Source organism: Pseudomonas sp. 4CAES_32.4, from assembly GCF_058136335.1.
This window is the reverse complement of sequence record NZ_CM176882.1, coordinates 5658964-5674434: the sequence shown is the minus strand read 5'-3', so window position 1 is coordinate 5674434 and position 15471 is coordinate 5658964. Positions and strand designations below refer to the sequence as shown.

General features: G+C 59.7%; 13 protein-coding genes. 4 read left to right on the top strand and 9 right to left on the bottom strand.

Annotated features, from left to right (window positions below; genetic code table 11):
- Positions 1-75: 75 nt before the first annotated feature.
- A complete protein-coding gene (locus AC3Y64_RS25630; RefSeq protein WP_489985660.1) occupies positions 76-1872 on the top strand; it encodes an acyl-CoA dehydrogenase C-terminal domain-containing protein in 1797 nt (598 codons plus the stop codon).
- A 212-nt stretch (positions 1873-2084) separates the two neighbouring features.
- The gene (locus AC3Y64_RS25625; RefSeq protein WP_489985659.1) at positions 2085-3863 is read left to right on the top strand and encodes an acyl-CoA dehydrogenase C-terminal domain-containing protein; all 1779 of its coding nucleotides are present in this window, start codon (positions 2085-2087) and stop codon (positions 3861-3863) included.
- Between the two features lie 227 nt (positions 3864-4090).
- Here AC3Y64_RS25625 and AC3Y64_RS25620 read toward each other — a convergent pair whose 3' ends face one another.
- Complete coding sequence (locus AC3Y64_RS25620; protein ID WP_158955947.1) at positions 4091-5005, bottom strand: LysR family transcriptional regulator; 915 nt, start codon at positions 5003-5005, stop codon at positions 4091-4093.
- A 169-nt stretch (positions 5006-5174) separates the two neighbouring features.
- Between AC3Y64_RS25620 and AC3Y64_RS25615 the strand changes: the two genes are divergently transcribed.
- Together AC3Y64_RS25615 and AC3Y64_RS25610 are read left to right on the top strand one after the other, a co-directional pair.
- Entirely contained in the window at positions 5175-6458 is a 1284-nt protein-coding gene (locus tag AC3Y64_RS25615) for an aspartate aminotransferase family protein (protein ID WP_489985658.1), read from the top strand.
- Positions 6459-6652: 194 nt separating this feature from the next.
- The gene (locus AC3Y64_RS25610) at positions 6653-6811 is read left to right on the top strand and encodes a YqaE/Pmp3 family membrane protein (RefSeq protein WP_003228885.1); all 159 of its coding nucleotides are present in this window, start codon (positions 6653-6655) and stop codon (positions 6809-6811) included.
- 117 nt (positions 6812-6928) lie between these two features.
- On the opposite strand, the gene AC3Y64_RS25605 is transcribed toward AC3Y64_RS25610, so the two are convergent.
- From AC3Y64_RS25605 to AC3Y64_RS25570, 8 genes are all read right to left on the bottom strand, one after another.
- Positions 6929-8728, bottom strand: coding sequence for a S9 family peptidase (locus tag AC3Y64_RS25605; RefSeq protein ID WP_489985657.1), 1800 nt, complete (start codon positions 8726-8728; stop codon positions 6929-6931).
- Positions 8694-9866, bottom strand: a complete 1173-nt coding sequence (gene pqqE, locus AC3Y64_RS25600) for a pyrroloquinoline quinone biosynthesis protein PqqE (protein ID WP_489985656.1) — start codon at positions 9864-9866, stop codon at positions 8694-8696. Before pqqE ends, AC3Y64_RS25605 begins: the two co-directional genes overlap by 35 nt.
- On the bottom strand, positions 9838-10113 hold the full coding sequence (gene pqqD / locus AC3Y64_RS25595; RefSeq protein WP_158953217.1) for a pyrroloquinoline quinone biosynthesis peptide chaperone PqqD: 276 nt from the start codon (positions 10111-10113) through the stop codon (positions 9838-9840). Before pqqD ends, pqqE begins: the two co-directional genes overlap by 29 nt.
- Positions 10110-10862, bottom strand: a complete 753-nt coding sequence (gene pqqC, locus AC3Y64_RS25590) for a pyrroloquinoline-quinone synthase PqqC (RefSeq protein ID WP_489985655.1) — start codon at positions 10860-10862, stop codon at positions 10110-10112. The genes pqqD and pqqC overlap by 4 nt, the downstream gene beginning before the upstream one ends.
- 134 nt (positions 10863-10996) lie before the next feature.
- Positions 10997-11908: a pyrroloquinoline quinone biosynthesis protein PqqB gene (gene pqqB / locus AC3Y64_RS25585; RefSeq protein WP_489985654.1), complete on the bottom strand. Its 912-nt coding sequence runs from the start codon at positions 11906-11908 to the stop codon at positions 10997-10999.
- A gap of 81 nt (positions 11909-11989) precedes the next feature.
- Positions 11990-12064 (bottom strand): pyrroloquinoline quinone precursor peptide PqqA, encoded by a 75-nt coding sequence (gene pqqA, locus AC3Y64_RS25580; RefSeq protein ID WP_003422658.1) that lies wholly within the window; start codon positions 12062-12064, stop codon positions 11990-11992.
- Positions 12065-12219: 155 nt separating this feature from the next.
- Positions 12220-14634 carry a pyrroloquinoline quinone biosynthesis protein PqqF gene (pqqF, locus tag AC3Y64_RS25575; RefSeq protein WP_489985653.1) on the bottom strand — a complete coding sequence of 805 codons (2415 nt, stop codon included), beginning with the start codon at positions 14632-14634 and terminating at the stop codon, positions 12220-12222.
- Positions 14635-14672: 38 nt separating this feature from the next.
- On the bottom strand, positions 14673-15467 hold the full coding sequence (locus tag AC3Y64_RS25570; protein WP_489985652.1) for a carbon-nitrogen hydrolase family protein: 795 nt from the start codon (positions 15465-15467) through the stop codon (positions 14673-14675).
- Positions 15468-15471 lie beyond the last annotated feature (4 nt).

Sequence of the window (15471 nt, the reverse complement as noted above, 5' to 3'; positions counted from 1 at the left end):
TCAGCGTCTGCACAATGATTGTGAGGCGTGGTGGCCGGCAGTAGGTTGGAGTGATCTGCTGACGGAGAAGCCACCATGCCTGAGTACAAAGCCCCGCTGCGCGACATGCGTTTTCTGATCGACCACGTCTTCGACTTTCACGCCAACTACGCCGCCCTCGGTGCCGACGACGCCAGTCCGGACATGATCAACGCGATCCTTGAAGAAGGCGCGAAGTTCTGTGAGAACGTTCTCGCCCCGCTCAATCGCAGCGGTGACGAAGAGGGCTGCCATTTCGACAACGGTGTGGTGACAACGCCTACAGGCTTCAAGCAAGCCTTCGCACAATACGTCGAGGGCGGCTGGCACGGTCTGGCGGCGGATCCAACATACGGCGGGCAGGGCTTGCCGAGTTCGCTGGGGCTGGTCATCAGCGAAATGGTCGGCTCCAGCAATACGTCCTGGGGCATGTACCCGGGCCTGACTCACGGTGCGATGTCGGCGATCCACGCCCACGGCACCGCCGAGCAGAAAGACATCTACCTGAGCAAACTCACCGCCGGCCAATGGACCGGCACCATGTGCCTGACCGAAGCCCATTGCGGCACCGATCTGGGCATCATCAAAACCCGCGCCGCGCCTCAGGCTGACGGCAGTTATGCGGTCACCGGCAGCAAGATTTTCATCTCCGCCGGCGAGCACGACATGAGCGACAACATCATTCACCTGGTGTTGGCGAAACTGCCGGACGCGCCGGCGGGAACCAAGGGTATTTCACTGTTTATCGTGCCGAAGTTCTTGCCGGATGCAGCAGGCGAGGCGGGCGAACGCAATGGCGTGTCCTGCGGTTCGATCGAACACAAAATGGGCATCAAGGCGTCGGCCACCTGCGTGCTCAACTTCGACGGCGCCAAGGGTTACCTGATCGGCGAGCCGAACAAAGGCCTCAACTGCATGTTCACCATGATGAACCACGCAAGGCTCGGCACCGGCATGCAGGGGCTGTGTCTGGGGGAGGCGAGCTTTCAGGGCGCAATCAAATACGCCAACGACCGTTTGCAGATGCGCTCACTGACCGGCGCCAAAGCCCCGGACAAAGCCGCCGACCCGATCATCGTCCACCCCGACGTGCGGCGCATGTTGCTGACCATGAAAGCCTTCAACGAAGGCAACCGCGCGCTGACCTATTTCACCGCGCAGATGCTCGATGTCGCGCACCTGAGCAGCGATGCCGAAGCACGTCAGGAAGCCGAAGACCTGTTGGCGTTCCTCACGCCGATCTGCAAGGCGTTCATGACCGACACCGGCCTGGAAGTGACCAACCACGGCATGCAGGTGTTTGGTGGCCACGGTTTCATTCGCGAATGGGGCATGGAGCAGTTGGTGCGCGATTGCCGGATCGCACCGATCTACGAAGGCACCAACGGCATTCAGGCGCTGGATCTGCTTGGGCGCAAAGTGTTGGGCAGTCAGGGCAAGTTGCTGCGAGGGTTTACCAAGATCGTCCACAAGTTCTGTGCTGCAAACGCCGAGCATCCGCAGTTGGGCAGCTTCGTTGCGCAGCTCAACGAGCTCAATCAGCAGTGGGGCGACCTGACTATGAAGGTCGGCATGGCGGCGATGAAGAACGCGGATGAAGTCGGCGCGGCGTCGGTGGATTACCTGATGTACAGCGGGTACATCATTCTTGGCTATCTGTGGTTGCGCATGGCGTTGGTGGCGCAGGCGCAGTTGGAGGCGGGCGAGGGCGAGGCGGATTATCTGCGCGGGAAACTGGCGACGTGCGAGTTTTACTTCAAGCGTTTGTTGCCGCGTACGGCGGCGCATCGGGCGGCGATCGAGGCGGGGAGTGATTGTTTGATGAAATTGCCTGCTGAACTGTTTTCTCTTTAGGAAAAAGCAAAAGATTGCAGCCTTGGCAGCTCCTACATGGGATCGAGTTTTACCTGTAGGAGCTGCCGAAGGCTGCGATCTTTTTCTGGTGACTAAAAATAACAAATCAGTCACCGGTTGACCCTATGTGTCGCAAAAGTTGTTGAGGTACACTCGGGCTCAACGAAAACACCATTCCACGAATCACCTGTTTAGATCTTGCGAGGTTTGCCATGGCTGACTACAAAGCGCCGCTGCGCGATATGCGCTTCGTCCTCAATGAAGTGTTCGAGGTCGCCAAACTCTGGGCCGAACTGCCAGCGCTGGCCGAGACTGTCGACGCTGAAACCGTTGAAGCCATTCTCGAAGAGGCCGGCAAGGTCACCAGCAAAAGCATCGCGCCGCTGAGCCGTGCGGCTGATGAAGAAGGTTGCCACTGGGCCGACGGTGCCGTGACCACCCCGGCCGGTTTCCCACAGGCCTATCAGACTTATGCCGAAGGCGGCTGGGTCGGCGTTGGCGGTGATCCGCAATACGGCGGCATGGGCATGCCCAAAGCCGTGTCGGCGCAGGTCGAAGAAATGGTCAACTCCGCCAGCCTGTCCTTCGGTCTGTACCCGATGCTGACCGCCGGCGCCTGCCTGTCGATCAATGCCCACGCCAGCGAAGAGCTGAAAGCCGCGTACCTGCCGAACATGTACGCGGGCGTCTGGGCCGGTTCGATGTGCCTGACCGAGCCGCACGCCGGCACCGACCTGGGGATTATTCGCACCAAGGCCGAGCCTCAGGCCGACGGTTCCTACAAGGTCAGCGGCACCAAGATCTTCATCACCGGTGGCGAACACGACCTCACCGAAAACATCATTCACCTGGTATTGGCGAAACTGCCGGACGCCCCTGCGGGCCCGAAAGGCATCTCGCTGTTCCTGGTGCCGAAGTTCATGGTCAATGCCGACGGCAGCCTGGGCGCACGCAACCCGGCGAACTGCGGTTCGATCGAACACAAGATGGGCATCCAGGCGTCCGCGACCTGCGTGATGAACTTCGACGAAGCCGTAGGCTATCTGGTTGGCGAGCCAAACAAAGGCCTGGCCGCGATGTTCACCATGATGAACTACGAGCGCCTGGGCGTTGGTATCCAAGGCCTGGCGACTGGCGAGCGTTCGTACCAGAACGCCGTTGAATACGCCCGCGACCGTCTGCAAAGCCGTTCGCCGACTGGGGCGCAGAACAAAGACAAAGTCGCTGACCCGATCATCGTCCACCCGGACGTGCGGCGCATGCTGCTGACCATGAAAGCCTCGAACGAAGGCGGCCGTGCGTTCTCCACTTACGTGGCGATGCAACTCGACACCGCCAAGTTCAGCGAAGACGCTACGACCCGTAAGCGTGCCGAGGACCTGGTCGCGTTGCTGACGCCGGTGGCCAAGGCGTTCCTCACCGATCTGGGTCTGGAAACCACCGTGCACGGCCAGCAGATTTTCGGCGGCCACGGTTACATCCGCGAGTGGGGCCAGGAGCAACTGGTGCGTGATGTACGCATCACGCAGATTTACGAGGGCACCAACGGCATTCAGGCGCTGGATCTGGTCGGTCGCAAGATCGTCGGCAGCGGCGGCGCGTTCTACCAACTGTTCGCCGACGAGATCCGCCATTTCACCGCAACCGCCAGTGCCGATCTGGGCGAATTCACCAAGCCGTTGAACGATGCCGTCGACACCCTCGACGAGTTGACGTCGTGGGTACTGGATCGGGCGAAAAACAATCCGAACGAAATCGGCGCGGCCTCGGTCGAATATTTGCAAGCATTCGGTTACACGGCGTACGCCTACATGTGGGCACTGATGGCCAAGGCTTCGTTTGGCAAAGAAACGCAGGACGATTTCTACGCCAGCAAGCTCGGCACCGCGCGCTTCTACTTCGCCCGTCTGCTGCCGCGTATCCACTCGTTGAGCGCGTCAGTGAAGGCGGGCAGCGAGTCGTTGTTCCTGCTGGATGCTGCTCAGTTCTGATGCGATCACGTCATGTAAGCATTCTCTTACATGACGTACTGCTGTTCTCCCATATGCGTGGATTGGATCCACGGCTAATCTACATTTCATGGACGTCGCGCAGGAAGCGCAAAGCAACAACACGGACACGTAGGATTCTGCCAGGGTGGCGGAGTGAAATGGATGTCAGGGAAACAGTCTGCAAAGCCCCGCTTCGGCGGGGTTTTCTTTTGCCTGCAGAAAAGTCATCAGGCCAAAGGATCCTGTTCGGGCCTCACTTCACGCTGCATCACTTCCTCCAGCAATGTCTGCAACAGCGCCAAGGGTGCTTGCTGGCGTTGCACATCGCGACAGACCAGACCAACCTTCAGTGGCACCCGTGGTTCGCTCAGCGGTTTCCACAGCAGATCCTGATCGTCGTATTCCTTCTGCGAGCGCCCCGGCAACACCGTCGCCAGTTTGGTGTGCGGCAGACTGTCGAGAATCCCCACCATATTATTCAGCTCGGCCTGCACCTGCGGACGTCGCCCGAGGGCAGTGAGTTGCGCCTGCCAGATCTGGCGGATCTGGAACTCTTCGCCCAACAGCAGCATCGGCAGCTCGGCGGCTTGGCGCATCGAGACCTTTTTGAATTCGCGCAACGGATGGTCCGCCGGAATCACCAGCGTCAGCTCATCTTCGTAAAGCATCACGCCGTGCAGGCCCGGTTGGCGCGGCGGTAGATAACTGATGCCAATATCCAGCGAGCCGTTGAGCAGCCGGCGTTCGATCTCAAGTCCGGTCAATTCATAAATCTGCACCACCAGATGCGGCTGCGCCTTGCGCACCCGCTCGAGCATTTGCGGCACCAGGCTGGTATGAACCGTTTGCAGCACGCCGATCGCCAGCGTGCGCAAAGCCTGGCCCTTGAAGTTGCCCAATGCCTCGCGCGCTCGTTGCAAGCCATCCAGCAGCGGCAGTGCGTGGTTGTACAACGTATGTGCGGCGAGGGTCGGTAGCAGGCGTTTGCTGCTGCGCTCGAACAGGGTGACGTCGAGATTTTGTTCGAGCTGGCGGATCTGCTGCGACAGGGCCGGCTGCGAGATCGACAGGCGTTCAGCGGCACGGCCAACATGGCCTTCCTCGTAGACCGCGACGAAATAACGCAGTTGTTTAAAATCCATAAGCAATACTTATCGAAAATGCTGGTAAATCGAAATGGCCCGAAGCCGTCAGTGAGCCTAGTCTAACCGCATTCACAAGGCTTACAGGGCCAGAAAGCGCGATGAATAGCGTTCGCTTCGACAGTGTTTACATAGGCAATTCAGAACACCTTAAACGAGGTGTTTTTCAATGAATCTGTTCAGTTTGCGGCGCCAGACGCCGAGTCTTGATGACCTCGTTTTCGAGGCTGACCCTTTTGATAACAGCGAGCAGCTCTGCGCTGAGCGCCTGATGCCCAGCGTCGAACGGCCGCAACAGGTTTTCGTCCGGGGGCAAGGTTCGTGGTTGTGGGACAGCAACGACCGCGCTTACCTCGACTTTTCTCAGGCCGGTGGTGCCAATAGCCTAGGCCACAGTCCTTCAGCGCTGGTGAAAGCCATCAGCAGTCAGGCGCAGGCGCTGATCAATCCCGGTTTTAATCTGCACAATCGCGGCATGCTCAGCCTCGCTGAACGCCTGTGCGCCGCTACTTCCAGTGATCAGGCCTACTTGCTCAACAGCGGCAGTGAAGCCTGTGAAGCGGCGATCAAACTGGCGCGCAAGTGGGGCCAGTTGCATCGCGGCGGCGCCTCGCGAATTATCGTCGCCAAGCAGGGATGTCATGGCCGCAGTCTGGCGACGATTTCCGCCTCGGACAGCTGCAATCTGCACAATCGTTTCGCGCCGTTACTGCCGGGTTTCGATTTGGTGCCGTTCAACGACTTGCCGGCGCTGCATGCAGCGGTCGATGCGCAGACCGTGGCGATCATGCTCGAACCGATCCAGAGCGATGCCGGGGTTGTGCCGGCGACCGAGCATTACCTCAAAGGTGTTGAGCGACTGTGCCGTGAACTGGGCATTCTGCTGATCCTCGACGAAGTGCAAACCGGCATCGGCCGCTGCGGCACGTTGCTCGCCGAACAGTCCTACGGCGTGCGCGCGGATATCGTCGTGCTCGGCAAAGGATTGGGCGGCGGCGTGCCCTTGGCGGCACTGTTGGCGCGGGGCAAAGCGTGCTGTTTCGAGGCGGGCGAACTGGGCGGCACCCATCACGGCAACGCGCTGATGACCGCGGCCGGTCTGGTGGTGCTCGACAGCGTGCACGACCGCAGCTTTCTCCAGCAGGTCAACGACAACGGCCAGCATCTGCGCGAAGGTCTGGCTCGATTGGCGCACCGCTATGAACATGGCGCACTGCGCGGTCAAGGCCTGTTCTATGGACTGACCCTGTCAGACGATTCCGCCGAAGCCGTCGTCCATGCCGCCGTGCAAGAAGGCCTGCTGCTCAATGCTCCGCAAGCCAACTGCCTGCGCTTCACCCCAGCCCTCACCGTGAGCAAAACCAACATCGACGAAATGCTCCTGCGCCTGGGCCGCGCCTTCTCGCGAGTACGCACCGCCCAACTGCAATGCCGCAAAGGGATTGCCGTCTGAGCTGAACTTTCCTACCCGAATTAAAGAACCGTCTCGCGGTATAACGCACGCCCTGCGCCTGATTCTTTTGGCGTGGGGCGTTTTTTTGTGGGGTGATGGCGATCAAATGGCAGTTGCACTGAACCCTGACGAACGGCGCAGGTCGATTAGCTTGTATGGCTCAAGCGAGCCAACCCCCATTCAGGAGCTGACCCATGGATTTCATTCGCATCATCATCGCTATTCTGTTGCCACCACTGGGTGTGTTTCTGCAGGTCGGGTTTGGCGGGGCGTTCTGGTTGAACATTCTGCTGACGTTGTGCGGGTATATTCCGGGGATCGTGCATGCGGTGTATATCATCGCCAAGCGTTGATTTGCCAAGCGCCAGATAGATTGCCATCGCTAGCAGGGCTAGCTCCCACAAGGATTTGTGAACGCCACAAGTCCAGTGTGGGAGCTAGCCCTGCTAGCGATTAGGGCACCGCAGATTTCAATCCGTGAGCCCCATCACCCGCCGGTAAAACTTCCACTCCTGCTCCAACGCATGCGCCTGATTGGCCGCACGGCGGAAGCCGTGGCGTTCTTCGGGATAGTAGTGTGCTTCGACCGGGATGCCGTTCTGCTCCAACGCCGCGACCATGTCGCGGGTCTGTTGCGGTACAACAACGGCGTCCAGTTCGCCTTGAAAGAAGATCACCGGTACACGGATGTTGCTCGCGTGCAGTAACGGCGTGCGGGCGGCATAGCGTTCGGCGTCTTTTACGGGATCGCCGATCAGCCAGTCCAGATAATCCCCTTCGAACTTGTGCGTCGCCCGAGCCAACGCCACCGGGTCGCTGACGCCATAGAGGCTGGCGCCGGCACGAAAGACTTGCTGGAACGCCAAGGCACACAACGTAGTGTAGCCGCCCGCGCTGCCGCCCCGAATGAACGCGCGATCACCGTCGATCAAACCCTGCTCGGCGAGATACGCGACCACCGCGCAAGCATCCTCGACATCCACCTCTCCCCAGCTCAAATGCAAAGCCTGGCGGTATTCCCGGCCATAACCGCTGCTGCCGCGATAGTTGAGATCGGCAACGGCGAAGCCGCGTTGCGTCCAGTACTGAATGCGTGGGTCGAGCATCGGGTAGCACGCCGACGTCGGACCGCCATGGATGAACACCACCAGCGGCGGTTTCGTCTCACCGCTCATGGCTGGATAAAAGAACCCATGAGCCTCGCCCGAACCGCTCGGGTAACAAAGCGTTTGCGGACGGCTGATACGCTCAGCGGGCAACGGGGCCACGCCACCGGCCAGCACTTTCACTTCGCGTGTAGCTCGATCAATGGTGATAACCGCCGAAGGACTGATCGGCGAGGCGGCGATGCAGTAGATGTTTTGCTCATCCAGCGCCAAATGCCGGAAGCGGCTGTAGTCGCCAGTGAAATCCTCATCGCCAAGCGTCAGGCGTCCGAAACCACCTTCGCTCCAACTGGCTAAAAACGAATCCTCCACAGGCAACCAGGTGCAGCCGCCGAGTTGCCACGGCGCCGGTGCATGATCGGCCAGCGCAGCGGGCAATGGTTGCAAACCGTCGCTAGTCTCAACCCAAGGCTGCCAAAAGCCACCGGTGTCGGTCAGGCAAAACAGCCGACCTTCGGCATCGAATCGCGGTTGTTGAATGGATTCTTCAATCTCGGCGCCAGCCACACAACGGGGCGCAGAAAAATCACCGTCAGCGACCATCAATCGCGTTGCAGTCCACGGCTGATGCGGTCGGCTCCACTCGATCCAGGCCAAACGCTGGCCATCCGGGCTGAGGGTGGGCGCAGCGTAAAAGTCCGCGCCCTCAGCCAACAGATGCCGCGTGCCGTCCGCCAGATCAATCGCCACCAGCCGATGCTGATCTTGCTGTTCTTCAACCGCCAGCACTTGGCCGAACGCAAAATGCAGATCGCCATAACGGCACTCGCCCGACGTCAGCGCCTCGGGCTCGCCATCCAACGTCTGGCGGTACAACTGCTGATCCGCCTCCGCGACGAAAACCACCCCATCCGGCGTCAGACAAAACGCACCACCGCCATATTCGTACACGCGACTGCGCACACTGAAGCCATTCGGCGTCAGACATTTCGCCACGCCATCGCGCCAATGCCAGATCCGGCATGCGGCATCTTCCGGGCGATATTCATTCCAGAACAAACCGTTGGCACCGAGCTGAAGCTCGGCGAAATCCATGCCGGCAGCAACGGCTTGCGAGGCGCTGAAAGGCTCAGCCCTTGGCGATGAGGCGCGAGTTTCGTTCATTGCGGAAGGCCAGTTGTTCGATGGTTTGGGTGGCGGTCTCGGCTTCTTCGCGGGCCTTGAGAATCACGCCGTGGTGTTCGGATTTGCTGCACACCGGGTCAGCGTTGCTCGCATCACCGGTGAGCATGAACGCCTGGCAGCGGCAGCCGCCGAAGTCTTTTTCTTTCTCGTCGCAGGAGCGGCACGGCTCGGGCATCCAGTCGTAACCACGGAAGCGATTGAAGCCGAACGAGTCGTACCAGATGTGCTGCATGCTGTGTTCGCGCACATTGGGAAATTGTACCGGCATCTGCCGGGCGCCATGGCAGGGCAGGGCGGTGCCGTCCGGCGTGACCGTCAGAAAGATACTGCCCCAGCCGTTCATACAGGCTTTCGGGCGTTCTTCGTAGTAATCCGGGGTGACGAAAATCAGCTTGCACGGATGCCCTTCGGCTTCCAGTTTCGCGCGGTATTCATTGGTGATGCGTTCGGCGCGCACCAGTTGTTCCTTGGTCGGTAACAGGCCGACACGATTGAGCTGCGCCCAACCGTAAAACTGGCAAGTGGCGAGTTCGACGAAGTCGGCTTCAAGCGCGATGCACAGCTCGATGATGCGGTCGATCTTGTCGATATTGTGCCGATGGGTGACGAAGTTCAGCACCATCGGATAGCCGTGAGCTTTCACCGCGCGAGCCATTTCCAGCTTCTGCGCGAAGGCCTTTTTCGAGCCGGCGAGGAGGTTGTTCACTTGCTCGTCACTGGCCTGAAAACTGATCTGAATGTGATCGAGGCCAGCCTTCTTGAAGTCGCTGATTTTCTGCTCGGTCAGGCCGATGCCAGAAGTGATCAGGTTGGTGTAGAAACCCAACTGCCGCGCTTCATGAATCAGCTCGGCGAGATCCTGACGCACCAGTGGCTCGCCACCGGAAAAGCCCAGTTGCGCAGCGCCCATCTCCCGCGCCTCGCGAAACACCTTGATCCATTGTTCTGTGGTCAGCTCTTTGCCCTGCTCGGCGAAATCCAGCGGATTGGAGCAGTACGGACATTGCAGCGGGCAGCGGTAGGTCAGCTCGGCGAGCAGCCACAGCGGCAGGCCGATTTCAGGTTTTGGCGGTACTTGCACCGACGTATCAGGCAAGTTCGATCCAGTGCTGCGCACGGGCAACCTCCATGAATTGCTCGATGTCGTCACCGAGCTCGGGCACGCCGGGGAACTGCTCATCGAGTTGGGCGATGATCGCCGCGACATCCCGTTCGCCGTCAATCAAGCCGCCGATCAACGCAGCGGTTTCGTTGAGCTTGATCATGCCTTCCGGGTACAGCAGCACATGGCCTTTCTGCGCCGGTTCGTACTGGAAACGGTAGCCAGGGCGCCAGGTCGGGACTTTGCTGCGGTCGAAACTCATAAGGTGATTCCTTTATGCCAGACGCGTTGTTCGGTCACGCTGTGGTACGGCGGGCGGTTCAGTTCGTAGGCCATGCTCATGGCATCGAGCATGCTCCAAAGAATGTCCAGTTTGAACTGGAGAATTTCCAGCATGCGCTCCTGGCCTTCGCGGGTCTTGTAGTGCTCGAGCGTGATCGCCAGACCATGCTCGACATCGCGTCGCGCCTGACCGAGGCGGGTGCGGAAGTATTCGTAACCGGCCGGGTCGATCCACGGGTAATGCTGCGGCCAGCTGTCGAGGCGCGACTGGTGGATCTGCGGCGCGAACAGTTCAGTCAGCGAGCTGCTGGCGGCTTCTTGCCAACTGGCGCGGCGGGCAAAGTTGACGTAAGCTTCGACGGCGAAGCGTACGCCGGGCAGCACCAGTTCCTGAGAACGCAGTTGATCCGGGTCGAGGCCGACCGCTTGGCCCAGACGCAGCCAGGCTTCGATACCGCCGTCTTCACCGGGGGCGCCGTCGTGGTCGAGCAGACGCTGAATCCACTCGCGGCGGATTTCGCGGTCCGGGCAATTGGCGAGGATCGCCGCGTCTTTCAGGGGGATGTTCACCTGATAGTAGAAGCGGTTGGCGACCCAGCCCTGAATCTGCTCGCGACTGGCGCGGCCTTCGTACATCGCCACGTGATAGGGGTGGTAGATGTGGTAATAGGCGCCTTTGGCGCGCAGGGCCGCTTCGAATTCGGCGGGGGACATTGGCGTGTCAGTCATGTCTGTTCTCCGGGACCAACCTTTGGATTCTGTGGTGTCTGTCAGGACGTCATCGCTGGCAAGCCAGCTCCCACAGGTTTTGTATACGCCACAGAACCTTGTGGGAGCTGGCTTGCCAGCGATGGGGCCATCAGTTACAGCACAATACTCATGCCATCGAACGCCACTTCAACATCACGCCGCGCCAACTCGGCACGCTCCGGCGAATCCTCGTCGAGAATCGGGTTGGTGTTGTTGATGTGGATAAGCACTTTGCGCTGATCGGGTAACTGCTCCAGCACTTCGAGCATGCCGCCAGGGCCGTTCTGTGCCAGATGGCCCATCTCGCGACCGGTGCGGGTGCCGACGCCACGACGCTGCATCTCATCGTCATCCCACATCGTGCCGTCGACCAACAGGCAATCGCTGCCGGCCATGATTTCCAGCAACGGCGCATCGACCTTGCCCAGACCCGGCGCGTAAAACAGTTTGCCGCCAGTATTCAGGTCTTCAACGATCAAGCCGATGTTGTCGCCCGGATGCGGATCGAAACGGTGCGGCGAATACGGTGGCGCGGCGCTGCGTAATGGCAGCGGGGTGAAACGCAGGTTCGGACACGCGGCTACGGTAAAGCTTTGGTCGAGTTCGATGCGGTTCCAGTCCAGCCCGCCATTCCAGTGGGTGAGCATCTTGAACAGCGGGAAACCAGTGCTGAGGTCTTCGTGAACCATGTCCGTGCACCAGACCTGATGCGGGCAGCCTTCGCGCAGGCTGAGCAGACCGGTGGTGTGGTCGATCTGGCTGTCCATCAGGATGATCGCGCTGATGCCGGTGTCACGCAGGGCGCGGCCCGGTTGCATCGGGGCGAAACTTTGCAACTGTGCGCGAATGTCCGGCGAGGCGTTGCACAACACCCAGTTCACGCCATCATCGGAAATCGCGATGGACGATTGGGTGCGGGCCTTGGCATTCAGGCTGCCGTCGCGAAAGCCTGCGCAGTTGACGCAGTTGCAGTTCCACTGCGGAAAACCGCCGCCAGCGGCCGAACCCAGAATCTGGACGAACATGAACACTCCATCATTTCAACGCGGAAAATAAAACGCCCCGGCGAGCCGAGGCGTTGCACTGCAATTCTACGTAAGCAGAACTCAGCGGCTGGCGAAGTACATGGTGACTTCGAAGCCGATACGCAGGTCGGTGTAAGCCGGTTTTGTCCAGGACATGGTGTGTCTCCTCAGGTTGGTGGGATAGCGCTGTCCATAGTTATAGTCCACGGCAGCGCAAAGATGTTCCAAATAGTTAGGCTGCTATGTTACTCAAAATTTCCGGGTAAATGCCCGTGAATCTTTGAGAAAGCTCGTTGCAGCCTCGGTAATGATCAATTTGTCGCTTGCCACGTGCTTTCGGCGGCTGAATCGCTGGCGAGGCAGAGCCAGCCGCCCTCTGCGTTGAGCAAGCGTTGTACCGCGCTGAGCAACGCTTGGCGATCCAGTGTTCGCATGGTCGCAATCAACTGCTCAAGATAATCCGACGAGTGGCCCGCGAGTCTGGCCTGCCAGAGCAGTTCGGCGGCCTCTTTGCTGGACAGATTGGTGTCATCGAATTGATCAGCGAGGTTTTGCCGTTGCTGGCTGAGGCTGGCGTGATCCAGCTGTTCGATCAGGGCCGGGATGCCGTTGAGAAATTGCTGGATGTGCTCCAGCAGCTCCGCTGGTTTGGCACTTGGCGATTGCACACCGAACAGGAGAGCGGTTTGCCCCTGTATCTGCCGCAACGCGCTGAATACGGCATAGCCCAATTGCAACTCTACCCGCAAACGTTGATAGAACGGTGTCTGGCACAGTTGCGCGAGCATTCGCCACGCCGCTTCGTCGGCAATATTGCTGCTGGCGGCTGGGCAGAACAGCAGCAAGGCATGTTCGCTGGAAGCTGTGTCGATGTGGAGCCACTGCTTTTGCGCGGTGATCGCCGTCGGTGCGGGCAATTGATTGTCCGGAATACCGGGAACGCGGCTCAGGGCCAGACCCATGGCAGATTGCGTCTGTTGATTCAGCCCCAGGGCTAGGCCGTCCCAGTGCGAAGTTGTCCACAGGTGTTTGGCGTCGTCGCCTATGCCGGCGGGTTGCAGAACATGTTCTGGCAGCGCTTTGAGCAATTGGCGGATGGCGATCAGCGGCGTTTCCGGCTCGCTGCGCGGTGAATCCGCGTCAATTTGCGTCAGACATTTCAGCGCGTGCTCGAGGACGCTGGGCATGGGCTCCTGCAGGCCAGTGAGCTTCAATAGCCATTGATTGCCGGTGGTGCTGAAAGACAAATCGACCCCGGCCTCACGCGCGTCTTGCCCGGTTTGTTTAAGACTGCGTTGCAGCGTGCTCTGTAGATCGATGCTGGCGGCGGATTCCACCTGCCAACGCAGGTAGATCGCGCCTTCTTCGCCGCTGTCCGGCAACGCTTGGCTGAATTGCATCGGCGAACGTTCGCGTCGGCCACGGGAGCGATCCTGAGCGAATGTGCGCAGACCCCGATGAGCGCTGGTCTGGCCGCGAATCAGCCCGGCGTTGGCCAGCGGCTCGCTTGATCGCAGGAAGGGATTGGCAGCGGGCAGGTGCCAGTGCTCGCTGAAGTTATCCACAGTGCCGATTTCGCGGAGAATCTGTGTAAGGGCTTCAACACCAGAATCCGACAGACCGGTCTCCATCTGCTCACTGTCGATACGCGCCCGTTGCAGCGCGCCACTGACTTGCTGCTGACGTTGAAGCAGAGCCGCGTATTCCTCGCGCAGAGGCGCCCAATCCTGCCGGGCAAAGAAACTCAGCCAATTGAGCAGTTGTTCATGAATAGCGTTTAACGATTCGGAAGTCGCAGTGAATTGCAGATGCAACAACGCTTGGCCGGCATACTGATAAACCGGCGCAGCGCTCAATCCATCCGCCAGTTTTTGCGCCTGCAAATACGCCAGCAATCCGCCGGGCTTGGTGCTGTTCAGGTAATGGCAAAGAAACGCCAAAGCCTCGTTGGACGACTCAGGCAATGCATCAAAGGCAAACAACAGATTGCTGCGCTGTTCATCGACCTGTTGATAACTTTTCACCGCCAGCGGAAGAGGCGCTGCCTGCGCAATTTTATCCCCAACAGGCAACACTGACGCGAATTGCTCGGCCAGCGCTTTCAGTTCTTCCAGCGTTTGCGGCCCGACCAGACTCAGCGTCATCTGCCCGGTCTGATAAAACTGCTGGTGGAAACCTTTCAACGCTTGTTGAAACGCCGGATCTTCCACTTTAAGGCTGTTCCGATTGCCCGCATGAAACCCGCGCAATGGATGCTCTGCCGGTAATCCTTCGTACATCGCAAACTGCCGTTGCGCTGCAGGATCCTGCGACCAAGCGACAAATTCCGCCTGCAACACTTCCCGTTCGCACAACTGATCGTCCAGATTCATACGCGGCTTGGCGAGCATGTCTGACAGACGCTCCAGCCCACCGCTGAACGAACGCGTCGGCAACTCAAAGAAAAAGTCAGTGGTGCGTTCGCGCGTGCTGGCATTCACCTGGCCACCGTGACCTTGCACGTAGGCCATGAGCCCTTCGCCCGTAGGAAAACGCTCGGTGCCGAGAAACAGTAAATGCTCAAGGAAATGCGCCAGCCCCGGCCACGCCAGTGGTACGTCATGGCTACCGGCAGCCACGCGCAAAGCAGCGGCGCTGCGCTTCAGGCCAGGCACATGACGCAGGGTCACGCGCAAGCCGTTGGCCAGGGTTTCGGTGTGGGGGCGGGGGTGAGTCGGCGCAGGCATGGGCACTTCCAGAACAGTGAAGTGCCAATGCTAGCGGATTAGCGCTGGTTGAGCGCGCCGTAAAGCTCGGGACGGCGATCGCTGAGGTAGCGATTGGCGGCGCGGGAGTCGAGCATCAACTGCCGATCCAGTTCGCCGATGATCAGCGCTTCGTCGAGTCCGGCCTGGGCGATGCGGCTGCCATCCGGCGCGGCGAGGCTGCTTTGCCCGCAATAGTGAATCTCGCCTTCGCTGCCGCAATAGTTGGCGTAGGCCACGTAGCACTGGTTTTCGAAGGCGCGCGAACGCACGGTGACGTCAGCAACGAAATCGAACGGAATCATGTTCGCCGTCGGCACCAGAATCAGCTCAGCGCCAGCAAGGGCCAGACGCCGGGTGTTTTCCGGAAATTCCAGGTCGTAGCAGATCAAGAAGCCAAGCTTCCAGCCGTTGAGTTCGACGATGGGAAATTCATCATCGCCTGGGCTGAACATTGAGCGATCCAGATCACCGAACAGATGCGTCTTGCGGTAATTGCACAGGCGTTCGCCGTGTGAATCGATCAACTGCACGGCGTTGTAGATCTGTCCGTCGGCGGTGCGTTCCGGATAGCCGTAAACAATCGCCAGACCGGCAGCCTTGGCGATCCGACCGATCTGCTGCGCCCATTCACCGTTGTAAACCTCGGCCAAGGTGCTGACCGCTTCGGCGCCAATGTTGTAGCCGGTCATGAACATCTCCGGCAGCACCAACAGGTCGGCGCCCTTGGCCTCCATCGCCACTTGATGCAGGCGTTGCAGGTTGGCGGCGGGCTCCAGTGGCAGCGGTGGACATTGGTAAAGGGCTACACGCATCAGG